The organism is Paludibaculum fermentans, from assembly GCF_051172195.1.
Taxonomy (GTDB): Bacteria; Acidobacteriota; Terriglobia; order Bryobacterales; family Bryobacteraceae; genus Paludibaculum; species Paludibaculum fermentans_A.
The window spans coordinates 811,762-823,975 of record NZ_JBPJAQ010000002.1; the positions used below are offsets into that span (position 1 = coordinate 811,762).

At 63.5% G+C, this 12,214-nt stretch carries 11 protein-coding genes; 10 read left to right on the forward strand and 1 reads right to left on the reverse strand.

Annotation, left to right across the window (positions count from 1 at the left end):
* Positions 1 to 73: 73 nt before the first annotated feature.
* The 9 genes from ACR9Y2_RS29870 to ACR9Y2_RS29910 are packed head-to-tail and all read left to right on the forward strand — an operon-like array spanning position 74 to position 9,837.
* A complete protein-coding gene (locus ACR9Y2_RS29870) occupies positions 74 to 901 on the forward strand; it encodes a transketolase (protein ID WP_435045533.1) in 828 nt (275 codons plus the stop codon).
* Entirely contained in the window at positions 898 to 1,857 is a 960-nt protein-coding gene (locus tag ACR9Y2_RS29875; protein ID WP_435045534.1) for a transketolase family protein, read from the forward strand. Before ACR9Y2_RS29870 ends, ACR9Y2_RS29875 begins: the two co-directional genes overlap by 4 nt.
* Entirely contained in the window at positions 1,851 to 3,359 is a 1,509-nt protein-coding gene (locus ACR9Y2_RS29880; RefSeq protein ID WP_435045535.1) for an FGGY family carbohydrate kinase, read from the forward strand. The genes ACR9Y2_RS29875 and ACR9Y2_RS29880 overlap by 7 nt, the downstream gene beginning before the upstream one ends.
* A gap of 3 nt (positions 3,360 to 3,362) precedes the next feature.
* On the forward strand, positions 3,363 to 4,364 hold the full coding sequence (locus tag ACR9Y2_RS29885; RefSeq protein WP_435045536.1) for a sugar-binding transcriptional regulator: 1,002 nt from the start codon (positions 3,363 to 3,365) through the stop codon (positions 4,362 to 4,364).
* Positions 4,361 to 4,951 (forward strand): DUF2291 family protein, encoded by a 591-nt coding sequence (locus ACR9Y2_RS29890; RefSeq protein ID WP_435045537.1) that lies wholly within the window; start codon positions 4,361 to 4,363, stop codon positions 4,949 to 4,951. Before ACR9Y2_RS29885 ends, ACR9Y2_RS29890 begins: the two co-directional genes overlap by 4 nt.
* Positions 4,948 to 6,465, forward strand: coding sequence for a sugar ABC transporter ATP-binding protein (locus ACR9Y2_RS29895; RefSeq protein WP_435045538.1), 1,518 nt, complete (start codon positions 4,948 to 4,950; stop codon positions 6,463 to 6,465). Before ACR9Y2_RS29890 ends, ACR9Y2_RS29895 begins: the two co-directional genes overlap by 4 nt.
* Positions 6,449 to 7,501, forward strand: coding sequence for an ABC transporter permease (locus ACR9Y2_RS29900; RefSeq protein ID WP_435045539.1), 1,053 nt, complete (start codon positions 6,449 to 6,451; stop codon positions 7,499 to 7,501). Before ACR9Y2_RS29895 ends, ACR9Y2_RS29900 begins: the two co-directional genes overlap by 17 nt.
* A complete protein-coding gene (locus ACR9Y2_RS29905; RefSeq protein ID WP_435045540.1) occupies positions 7,480 to 8,415 on the forward strand; it encodes a D-ribose ABC transporter substrate-binding protein in 936 nt (311 codons plus the stop codon). The genes ACR9Y2_RS29900 and ACR9Y2_RS29905 overlap by 22 nt, the downstream gene beginning before the upstream one ends.
* A 3-nt stretch (positions 8,416 to 8,418) precedes the next feature.
* Entirely contained in the window at positions 8,419 to 9,837 is a 1,419-nt protein-coding gene (locus ACR9Y2_RS29910; RefSeq protein WP_435045541.1) for an L-fucose/L-arabinose isomerase family protein, read from the forward strand.
* Here ACR9Y2_RS29910 and ACR9Y2_RS29915 read toward each other — a convergent pair.
* Positions 9,834 to 11,456 carry a glycoside hydrolase gene (locus ACR9Y2_RS29915; RefSeq protein WP_435045542.1) on the reverse strand — a complete coding sequence of 541 codons (1,623 nt, stop codon included), beginning with the start codon at positions 11,454 to 11,456 and terminating at the stop codon, positions 9,834 to 9,836. The two genes, ACR9Y2_RS29910 and ACR9Y2_RS29915, sit on opposite strands and share 4 nt — an antisense overlap.
* A gap of 92 nt (positions 11,457 to 11,548) precedes the next feature.
* Between ACR9Y2_RS29915 and ACR9Y2_RS29920 the strand changes: the two genes are divergently transcribed.
* Positions 11,549 to 12,205, forward strand: coding sequence for an aspartate/glutamate racemase family protein (locus ACR9Y2_RS29920; RefSeq protein ID WP_435045543.1), 657 nt, complete (start codon positions 11,549 to 11,551; stop codon positions 12,203 to 12,205).
* Positions 12,206 to 12,214 lie beyond the last annotated feature (9 nt).

Genomic DNA, 12,214 nt, shown 5'->3' on the forward strand with positions numbered 1-12,214 from the left:
CCAGAGCGGACGTTGATAGCTTAAGTTTGGAATTTCTTGCAGTAGCGCATAATTATGCCAGCGGGGACTTACAGTGGTTTCATCTGCAGTCCGGATTGAAGAATTGGAGCGGATCTCGGCCTCCATCCGCGGCCGTAGTTTGCGCATGGTTCACAGCGCGAAGACGGGCCATCCGGGTGGCGATTTCTCGTCGACCGACATCCTGGTCTCACTCTACTTTGGGGTCATGCGCGCGGGCGGAACCTGGACGAATGCCCCTGACCGTGACCGCTTCGTGATGAGCAAAGGCCACTGTTCCGGCGCGTTCTACTGCACGTTGGCCGAGGCCGGCTGTTTTCCCGCCGAATGGCTGGACACCTACATGCAGCCCCTCTCGATGCTGAACGGTCATCCGGACCGCAACAAGCTGCCGGGTGTCGAGGCGAACACGGGTCCACTGGGGCATGGAATGCCGATTGCGACCGGCATGGCCTTGGCGGCCAGGATCAGTGGAGCCTCCTGGCGCACCTTCATCCTCACGGGCGACGGCGAGTTGCAGGAGGGCAGCAACTGGGAAGCGGCGATGACTGCGGCCCATTACGGCTTGGACAATCTGACCCTAATCGTAGACCGCAACCGGATCCAACAGGGCGCCTGGACCGAGGAAACGATTCGGCTGGAGCCGCTCGCCGACAAATGGCGCGCGTTTGGCTGGGCGGTGCACGAGGTGGATGGCCACGATCACGCCGCCATGCTCGAGCTGTTCGGTCGTCTTCCTTTCGAGAAAGGGAAGCCTAATTGTGTAATCGCCCACACCCACAAGGGCCAGGGTGTGTCGTTCATGATGGACCGGCCGGAATGGCACCACAAAGTGCCTAGCGACGCGGAACTGGCCGCGGCGTTGAAGGAGTTGCAGTCGTGAGCACGTCTCCGCAGTTGTTCGATTGCCGGGACGCCTTTGCGCGCACTCTCGAAGAGGTGGCTGCCGCCGATGTCCGTATCGTGGCTGTGGTGAACGACTCATTGGGGTCCAGTAAGATGGGCGGATTCCGCAAACTCTTCCCCCAGCGGCTGGTGAATGTCGGCATCGCCGAGCAGAACATGGTGGGTGTGGGCTGCGGCCTCGCCAATGGCGGAATGATCCCGTTTGTCTGCGGCGCCGCCTGCTTTCTCACCGGGCGTGCCATGGAGCAGGTGAAGGTTGACCTGGCCTACTCGAAGTCGAACGTGAAGCTGTGCGGCATGTCCGGCGGCATGGCCTACGGTCCGCTGGGCCCCACGCACCATTCGATTGAGGATCTGGCCTGGACCAGGGTGCTGCCGAATATGACGGTGATCGTACCGGCGGATCCCTATGAGACCGAACAGGCACTGCGAGCGGCCCTGGCATTGCAGGGGCCGGTGTACCTGCGGCTTAGCCGGATGGGCGTGCCGAATGTGCACGGCGCGGGGCAGGAGTTCCGGTTGGGACGTGCGACCCGGTTGCGGGAAGGCGGCGACGTCACCTTGATCGCCAACGGCACAATGGTGTGCCGCGCCCTGGAAGCAGCCGATCTACTGGAGCAGGTTGGCGTGCAGGCTCGCGTGCTGAACATGGCCACGCTCCGTCCGCTGGATGAAGAGGCCATCGCCGCGGCTGCCGAAGAGACGGGTTGCATCGTCACAGCGGAGGAGCATCTGGTTCATGGCGGCCTGGGCAGTGCGGTGGCAGAGGTCGTCACGGCCACCGTGCCTGTCCCGGTGAGGATGGTGGGAGTGCGGGATGCCTTTGCACCCACCGGCTCCACTGCCTTCCTATTCCAGCACTTCGGGCTGACGGCCGAGGCCATCCGGGACGCAGGTTTGGAAGCGGTGAAGAGGAAGGCCCGGAAGTGCTGACAGCCGCTCGAATCCTGAGCATCGATCAAGGCACGACGAACACGAAGGCCCTGCTGCTGGATGGGCAGGGCACGGTGTTGGCGCGGGCCGCCCGGCCGATGACGGTGCACTGCCCGAGGCCTGGTTGGATTGAGCAGGATGCGCGTGCGATCTGGCAGGCCGTGCTCGAGGTGATGGACGAGTGCCTGGAAGCGGCCGGCGGAGCGCCCCCAGCGGCTCTCGCCGTGAGCAACCAGCGGGAATCCGTCATCGTGTGGAACCGGAAGACCGGAGAGCCTTGCGGCCCGTGTGTGATCTGGCAGTGCCGCCGGACGGCGCCGTTCTGCGCGGATCTCCGCCAGCGCGGGCTGGAAACCGCGATCCGCCAGAAGACGGGACTTGGGATCGATCCCTTGTTCTCGGCCAGCAAGGCCGCATGGCTCATCGAGCAACTGCCGGACGGCCGCGCCAGGGCCGAGGCCGGTGAGTTGTGCATGGGTACGGTGGATAGCTGGCTGCTGTGGAACCTGACGCAAGGCGCAGCGCATGCCTGCGACACCACGAATGCCTCGCGCACGCAGCTCATGAACTTGAGCCGGTTGGCCTGGGATGATGAACTGCTGGCATGGTACGGCATTCCCCGCGCTGTCCTGCCCAAGATTCAACCCTCCAGCCACCTCTTCGGCGGGACAGCCGGAGCTGGACGGTGCGGAGATGGCGTGCCCATCTGCGGCATGATCGGGGACTCCCACGCAGCGCTTTTCGCTCATGCCGCGTTCCGGCCGCGCGCGACCAAGGCGACCTACGGGACAGGATCCTCGCTGATGCGGGCCACTGATGCGCCGGTTGCTTCCAGGCACGGGTTGTCGGCGACGGTCGCATGGTCGGCAGACGGCCTGACGCAATACGGGATCGAAGGCAACATCACTCTCAGCGGCGGCACCATGCAGTGGGCCGGCGAACTGCTGGGGTTGCATGATCCTGCCGCCGATCTGGCAGGGATGGCCGCGGCGCGGAACGACAACGACGGCGTATACCTGGTGCCGGCGATGGCAGGGCTCGGTGCTCCTTATTGGCGCGATGATGCACGCGGCTTGATCACCGGCCTGACGCGCGGCACGACCGCCGGCCACCTGGCCCGCGCCGCGCTGGAGTCCATCGCCTATCAGGTACGCGACGTATTCGATGCGATGGCGCTGGACACCGGCGAGCAGCCGGAGATGCTGCTGGCCGACGGAGGTGCCAGCCGCAACGATCAACTGATGCAGTTCCAGGCCGATATTCTGGGCCGGCCTGTGGTGCGGAATCTTTCCCCAGACCTCTCGGCCATGGGCGCCGCGTGGCTGGCCGGATTGGCTGCCGGGGTTTGGACCGGAGTTGAGGAACTGGAGCAGCTGCCGCGCCAGGAGCAGCGATTTGAGCCGCGGATGAGCGAAACCGATCGCCGCAGGCTACATGACGGATGGCGCGATGCCGTGGCCCGAGTGCTCGGCGATTCTAAGGTGCCGGAGATGGCAACATAAGTCATGGCTCGGATAGACGAACTCCGGTTGATCGCCAAAGTTGCGCGCATGTATTACGGTCAGGGCTTGCGGCAGACCGAGATTATGGAGCGGCTGAATGTGTCGCAATCCACCATCTCGCGGCTGCTGAAGAAGGCAGAGGCCGAAGGCATAGTCCGCATTACGGTGGCAGTTCCCTCGGGCACACACCCTGAGTTGGAAGAGGCACTACAGTCCCTGTACGCGCTGAAGGAAGTGATTGTTGTCGACTGCATCGACGACGAGGCGCAGATCGCCCGGGATCTTGGAGCGGCTGCCGCGTTTTATATGGAGACCACCCTGCGCCCGGGCGATGTCATCGGTATCTCGTCGTGGAGCGCCGCCCTGCTGGCGATGGTGGATGCCATGCACCCCAGCCAGCGGTGCGCGGGCGCCCGAGTCGTTCAGATCCTGGGCGGCATTGGCAATCCGGCCGCCGAAGTACACGCCACACACGTCACGCGGAGGCTGGCGAATCTCATCGGCGGCGCAGCCACCCTGCTGCCTGCGCCGGGCGTGCTGGGCACCGTGGAAGCAAAACAGGTAATGCAGCAGGACCAGTATGTCCGGCAGGCCTGCGAACTGTTCGGGTTGGTCAGCGTGGCCCTGGTTGGCATTGGCGCGATTGAACCCTCGCATCTGCTCACACTCAGCGGCAATGTCTTCTCTGGTGCGGAATTGAAGGAGTTGGGCGAACGCGGCGCGGTGGGTGACATCTGCCTGCGGTTCTTCGACGGCGAAGGCCTGCCCGTCGCCAGCCCTCTGAACGAACGTGTCATCGGCATGAGCCTCGAAGAGCTGCGCAAAGTGAGCCGCGTGATTGGCGTGGCCGGCGGCCGCCGGAAGCTCGCAGCCATTCGCGGCGCCCTGGCCGGAAAGTGGATCAATGTGCTGATCACAGACCGGCTGACGGCTGCTCAACTTCTGGAATCTTCCAGCGCGGCCAACGGCAACGGCCGTGCCACTCAGGTTTCGAGGAAGAAATGAAACGAACCTGTGCCGCGATCCTGAGTCTCTCGCTGACGGCCTGCGTCCCGTGGACAGTACGGCCGATTGAGGGCCAGTCCGCGGCCGCGGCCAAAGAGCGATTTGATGCCGCGCGTTATGTGGAAACCGAGTGGCAGGTGAAGATCCTACCGGCAATTGAAGCTTCCGCGGTAGAACTCACCAGCCTGCCGCCTGCTCCTTCGCGCAAGCCGGGGGCGCATTTCAGCGTCAAAGGCACCGCGCGTGTAGTCAGGGTGAACCTCACTCCGCCCCTGGGACAGATGAGTGTGGAGCTGGAACCTTTTGACGGGCATGCCGATGCAGTGCTCCAGATTGGTCCGGAGGTGCGCGGGTCATCGGTCCGTGACGCTACCGGCCTGGTCCAATTCAGTCAGTTTGTGAACCAGATCGACTTTGCGAACGTCTCCAGCAAACTGAACGCACGAGCCCTGCAGTGTTTGCCGCCGCGCGCGGAGATGGCCCGCACAGAGGGACGAACCTTCGTCTTTACCGGCACGTTCACGGCAGGGGGTGAGATCCCGCACATCGTCCCGGTGCGCTTCAGATGGGCCGAGGGGGCCAAATGAGCCAGGCGCCCGCGCTGCTGCGTGCCTGCCAGGTCACGAAACGCTATCCGGGTACCCTCGCCCTGGATGCGGTTGACTTCGAGGTGCGGCGCGGCGAGGTTCACGTCCTCATCGGTGAAAACGGGGCGGGGAAGTCGACGCTGGTGAAGCTGCTGGCCGGTGTCGAGCAGCCGACTCAGGGCTGTCTGGAGTCCGACGGGCACCCCATCACGTTAGGGTCGACGCGCGATGCGGCGGCGGCCGGGATCGGGATGATCTACCAGGAACTCAGCCTGTTTCCGAACCTGAGTGTGGTGGAGAACATCTTCATGGCGCGCGAGCGGACTCGCGGAGGCGTGATCGACCGCAAGGCCGAAAATCAGGTTGCGCGCAGCCTGATGAAGAAACTGGAGCAGGACATCGACGTCGCCACGCTGGTGGGCGACCTGCCGTTGGGCTGCCAGCAGATTGTAGAGATCTGCCGGGCGCTGGCGCGCAATGTGCGCGTTCTCCTGATGGATGAGCCGACCTCCGCGTTGAGCCCCAGTGAGATCGAGGTGCTGTTCCGCGTAATCCGTGAACTGAAAGCAGCCGGCGTCGGCATCGTCTACATCTCACACAAGCTGGAAGAGCTGATGGAAATCGGGGACCGCGTCACCGTATTGCGCGACGGGCGGTTGGTGGAATCGGCCGCGATCGCCGACGTTGACGTTTCCTGGATCATCGACCGCATGACCGGCCGCCGCTGGGCGCCGCCGGAAGAACACCAGGAGCGTACAGGCCATGAGGAAGTCCTGCGTGTGGAGCACCTCAGCGTGCCGGGCCGCGTCCATGATGTTTCCCTCTCGGTTTGCGCAGGCGAGTTGGTGGGTGTTTATGGCCTGATGGGGGCGGGCCGGACTGAGCTTTTCGAGGCCCTGGCGGGTAGCCGGGCCGTCGCCACGGGGGCGATCCTGCTAAGCGGCCGCCGCATCGACCACCTGCCGGTAAGGGCACGGATCTCGCAAGGTTTGGCCCTCGTGCCGGAAGACCGCCAGGCCGCGGGACTCATCCCCACATTTACCCTGGGCCGCAACATGACCCTAGCGAGCCTGGGGGCGCACTCGCGGCACGGCTTGATGAGTAATACCGACGAGGCGGCCAGCGTAGCCCGCATGATCGCGCAATTGCGGATCAAGACCACAGGTCCAGACCAGCCCATCACGTCGCTGAGCGGCGGGAACCAGCAGAAGGCGGTGATCTCGAAGTATCTGTTGACGAAGCCGCGTGTCCTTCTGATGGATGAACCGAGCCGGGGCGTGGATGTCGGAGCGCGGGCCGAAATCTTCGAGATCGCCCGCAAGCTCGCAGCCGATGGAGTGGCGATCGTGTTCGCCTCGTCGGATCTTCACGAAGTATTGACGCTGGCAGATCGCGTCGTGGTCATGGCCGGCGGACGCTTGTCCGCATCTTATTCACGAGGCGAGCTTAGCGAACAGCACCTGATGGCCGCGGCCTGCGCCAAACCGGAGAGTCTCCATGTCAACGCACAATGAGGTGATCCGGCCCACCGCTCCGGCCGGCCATCACCGCATCAGCGACGTGTTGTTCCGCCTGCGGGCGCTGGTCGCCCTGGTCGTCCTCGTCATCGTATTCGCCTCGTTGTCACCCGCATTTCTCAGTTCGGGCAACCTGATGATCCTGGTGAAGCATGTCGCGATCAACGCCATTCTGGCTGTCGGGATGACCTTCGTCATTCTCACGGGGGGTATTGATCTGTCGGTCGGATCCATCGCCGGTCTGGCGGGCATCGTGGCCGGCGGCCTGATCAATACCGGGCTGGTATTGCCTGCGTTTGGCGTCGTGGTCTATTTCCAGGTCTGGCTGGTGATCCTGCTTGCGGCGTTGGCGGGCAGCGGTGTTGGCGCCCTGAACGGCCTGCTCATCACAAAGTTCTCCGTCGCTCCATTTATCGCGACTCTGGGGACCATGTACGTGGCTCGCGGTGCGGCGCTGCTCATTTCGAATGGTGCCACTTTCCCGAATCTGCTGGGCAAGGCGGAACTGCACAACACGGGCTTCGCGTGGCTGGGCTCCGGATCAATCCTGCTGCTGCCCGTCCCCATCTGGCTGATGGCTGTGATCGGCGCGGCCGGTGCGTTTCTGGCGTCCCGCACCCCCTTCGGCCGGCGCATCTACGCCATCGGTGGGAACGAGCGCGCGGCAGAATTGTCGGGTGTCCGCGTCGGACGGGTCAAGCTGTTGGGCTACGTGATCTCCGGGTTCTGCTCGGCGATTGTCGGCGTCATCATTGCTTCACAGCTGATGTCGGCGCACCCGGCGACGGGCGAGACATTTGAATTGAACGCGATCGCCGCCGTGGTGCTGGGCGGCACGTCGCTAATGGGCGGACGGGGCGGAGTCGGCGGAAGCATCGCCGGAGCCTTCGTCATTGGGGTGTTGGCGGATGGGCTGGTTCTGTTGGGTGTTTCCCAGTTCTGGCAGATCGTCATCAAAGGTGTGGTGATCGTGGTGGCCGTGTTGCTCGACCAGATGCAAAAGAGGTTTTCATGGCGCGAAAGATCTTCCTAGTTGTTTATCTTGGTGTACTGGCCCTCGTAGGCTGCCGTCAGGGCGCCAGCGGCAAGAAGAGTATTGCGATCATCACTCCGTCTCATGACAATCCGTTCTTCAAGGCGGAAGCGGATGCGGCCGCCGCCAGGGCCCGCGCCCTGGGCTATGACGCCTCCATCAATACTCATAACGACGATGCCCACAAGCAGGACGAACTGGTGGATGTCGCCATCGCCAATGGAGCGGCTGCGATCATCCTCGACAATGCCGGATCCGATGCCTCCGTGGCCGCGGTCGCGAAGGCGAAGGGCGCAAACATCCCCGTCTTTCTGATCGACCGCGAGATCAACGCCAACGGGATTGCCGCGGCGCAGATCGTATCGAATAACTACCAGGGCGCCCTGCTCGGCGCGCAGGAGTTCGTTCGGCTGATGGGCGACAAAGGTACCTTCGTCGAACTGCTGGGGCGCGAGTCCGACACAAATGCGCAGGTGCGGACGCGCGGCTATCACGAGGTGCTCGATAAGTATCCCGGCCTGCGGCTGGTCGGCCAGCAAAGTGCCAACTGGAGCCTGACCGAGGCCTTCCAGAAGATGGAGACACTCCTGCAGGCGCACCCCGATATCAAAGGGGTGATCTCCGGCAACGACACGATGGCACTGGGGGCGGCGGCCGCGTTGAAGGCCGCGGGCCGCTCGGAGGTAATCGTCGTTGGCTTCGATGGCAGTCCCGATGTGCTGGCCGCGATCCGGGCCGGCTCGATCAAGGCAACAGTACTGCAGCCGGCGGCCCGCATCGCGACCATGGCAGTGGATCAGGCACACGATATGTTGACGAAGGGCTCCAGCGGAGCAGCCGAGAAGCAGTCGATTGACTGCGAACTCGTGACGTCCACTAATGTCGATCAGTTTGGCGTATTTACCAGGAAGTGAACCATGTCCAAAATGACTCTGGCCGTCATAGTCGGCAACCGCGATTTCTTCCCTGACCGGTTGGTCTCCGAAGGGCGGGCGGACATCCTGCGCCTGTTTGGGGAGATGGGCATCGAAGCCGTCATCCTCGACGAGGACACCACGAAACTGGGCGCGGTGGAGACCTGGCAGCATGCCCGCCGCTGTGCCGATCTGTTCCGCAGCCAACGCGACCGCATCGACGGCGTGCTGGTCTGCCTGCCCAATTTCGGGGACGAGAAAGGTGTGGCGGACACCCTGCAGTTGTCAGAGCTGAACGTGCCGGTGCTGGTGCAGGCCTATCCGGATGACCTGACACAGCTCAGTGTCGAACGCCGCCGCGACGCCTTCTGCGGCAAGGTCTCGGTCTGCAACAATCTCCGGCAATACGGCATCGGCTATACGCTCACCCATCGCCATACGGTGCATCCACTAACCGACAGCTTCCGTGCGGATCTCCGCAATTTCCTGGCGGTCTGCCGCGTGACGAAGGGGCTGCGGCGGGCCCGCATCGGTGCGATCGGTGCACGTCCGAACGCCTTCAATACGACGCGCTACAGCGAGAAGTTGCTGCAGGCGGCCGGCATCAGCGTGAATACCATCGATCTCTCTGAGGTGTTTGGAGCGGCGGAGAAGATCCCAGCCGATGACGCCCGCGTAAAGCAGCATCTGGAACGGATTCGCGGCTACGCGCCCTGCGGCGACACGCCAGACCGTTCGATGACGCAGATGGCGCGCCTGGCGATCGTCCTCTCTGATTGGATGGCGCAGTACGATCTGCAGGCCACCGCAATCCAGTGCTGGACGTCCATGCAGAGCAACTTCGGCATCAATCCCTGCACGGTGATGAGCATGATGAGCGAACAGTTGCTGCCCAGCGCCTGCGAGGTGGATATCACGGGCGTCGTGTCCATGTATGCACTCCAGTTGGCCTCGGGCACACCCAGCGCCCTGGTGGACTGGAACAATAACTATGGCGATGACGACGACAAGTGCGTGATGTTTCACTGTGGCAATTGGGCCAAGAGCTTCATGCCCGACATCATCATCAGTACCGCCCCGATCCTTGGTTCCACCCTAGGTGTGCAGAACACCTACGGCGCTCTCTCAGGCCGCACACCGGCCGGTCCGCTCACCTATGCACGGGTGAGCACGGATGATCGGGAGGGACGGATCCGGGCCTATGTCGGGCAGGGGCAATTCACCGACGATCCCCTGGCGACCTTTGGTAGCAGAGCGGTCGTGCATGTGCCTGCGCTACAGAACCTCATGCGCTACATCTGCCGCAATGGGTTCGAACACCACGCCGCCATGAACGCGTCCTATTCCGCGGACGTGCTCACTGAGGCCTTCGAGACCTATCTCGGCTGGTCTACTTACCACCACGGCGCCGCGAACGCTTAACCGGCTGCGCGGCCCAGTTGCAGCCCGCGCAGGAAGTAAGACGGAGTACAACTCCACGCGTGGCAGTAGCTGTTCACCAGGATGCTCTTGTAGGGAGACAGCATAGGGTCGGATGGGTCATAGATCTCCCAGAATGTGTCCGCGCCCGCGGCCACCATGCCGCCCCAGTAGCTGGTGAGCAGATCGAGCGCTTCCTTGCGCAAGCCGCTCAGCAGCATGGCTTCCACCATGTAGTGGTAGAGATAGGGCGTGCCGGGCCGCACGGCCTCTGGCATCTTCATCGCGTTGCGCAGTGCGGCCGCGCCCATCTCGGGGGTGGCCAGGCCGGACATCACCATCCACGCCTGCGAGGCCCAGGAGACCTGTCCCTTCGGCCCGCTGACGAAGACTTTCCGTGTGGAATCGTAGAAACGCGCGCGTCCGGCGGTGGTCATGCGCTGAATCAACGCCTGGTACTTCGTTGCATCGGCCGGCTGACCTGCGTGCCCGGCCAGTTCCACCGCCTGCTTCAGGCAGAACAACAGGACGCCGTGCATGGCAGCAGTCTTTTCCAGTTCCTCACGCCAGTCAATGAAGATCCACCATCCTCCGGGATCGGCGAACAGCCCATCCGCATTGACGAACTGGGTCACCAGTTCCACCTGCTTGCGGACCACTGGCCACAACTCCCTGGCCGTCTGCTGGTCGTTGGCGGCTTTCACATAATCCAGCAGCGCGGCGATGTAAAGCACCGCGTAATCCATGATGAACTGCTGGCCGCATTTGGGCTCCGGATCATCGTAGACGCACGCCGCCACCAGCCCGTCCTCGCGCGGCAGGCCCGCAAACAGGTAGAGGCAGCGCTTCACCAGGTCGAGGTTGCGGAACGAGACATAGTTCGTCAATGCCTGCAGCCGCAGGTCGCCCACCCACAACCGGCGATCGCGGCGCGGGCCATCCTCGAAGACCGTCTGCATGCAGTCGCGCAGCGTGTTCAGGCCCACACGATCAATGGAACGCAAAATCTCCGGAGTGCCCGCGGGCAAGGGCGCCGGCTCTGCGATGGCCGAGGTGACGGCGCGTGCCTCAATCTGCTCGAAGTGCACGGCGAAATTCGGTGATGTGTCGATCACCTCGAACTTCACCCAGCGGAAAGCATGCCGGCGCGGAACCTCGACGCGCCGGGGCAGGAAGTCCACGTTGATGGTTTCATCCGGCAGCCAGGCGCGGCTCAGCGTGCCCGTGTAGGACTCCAGGGGCACAGCGACATCCGCCGGAGCCTCTCCGAACGTGATCCGCAGTCGAACAGGCGAGTCCACGGCCTCGCCAACGCCCGTCAACCGAAAGGTCACATACCCGGCCATATGGCGGCCAAAGTCGACGATGAAACTGTCGCCGCGCTTCAGCGCACGCTGAGCCAGGGCTGCCAACGTCTCTGTGACTTCCATCTTCCAGCGCAGGAACGAATCGGGTGCGGGCTGCGGGCGCACGATGGCGGCCGGCTTCACTGGCGTCTCTTTCAGCTTCGGCTTCAACGACTCAGCGATCCGCACCCAGCGAGCCTCTGGGGACTCACCGGCAGCGTGTTTGGCGGCCTGGGGTGAAAGCGCGGCGGCCTGGAGGAACGTACGTCTCTGCACGCGATCAGAATATCAGGAAAAGCCGCCTTTCCAGTCCGAAATACCGGTCTTGTGCGCCCTTCCGAATACGACACGGGGCATAATGGGAAGCCATGACGCGTACGCTCGCCCTCATCCATACGAGCCCAATGTTGGTGCCGGCCTTCGGCACGCTCTGCGCCCGGATTCTGCCCGAATGGAAGATCTTCCACATGGTCGACGAGAGCCTGATCCGCAATACGATCGCCTCGGGCCGCCTGGACAAGCCGACTACCCGCCGGCTGGTGGCGCAGATCCAGTCGGCCTTCGAGGCCGGTGCCGAAGCAGTGCTCGTGACCTGCTCCTCCATAGGACCCGGAATCCCCGTCGCCAGGCAGCTCTTCGACGGACCCATCTTCCGCATCGATGAAGCCATGGCCGCGCAGGCAGTGTCGATCGGGCGGCGCGTCGGTGTGCTGGCAACGTTAAGTACGACCCTCGAGCCAACAATCCAACTGATTCGAGGCACAGCGGCCGCGCAGGGGCATGACTGCGAAGTCATCTCGGATTGCTGCGAAGGCGCCTTTGAGGCTGTGCTCCGGGGCGACACCGAGACCCATGACCAGTTAGTTCGCGCCTCGTTGGACACGCTAATGCCGCAGGCAGACACTGTTGTGCTGGCACAGGGCTCCATGGCGCGTGTCCTGGCCGCCATCCCCCCGGAGATGCTCAGCGTGCCCGTGTACAGCAGCCCGGAGCTGGCTCTGCAGCAGATTCGGGCGGCGCTCTAGCGTTACACC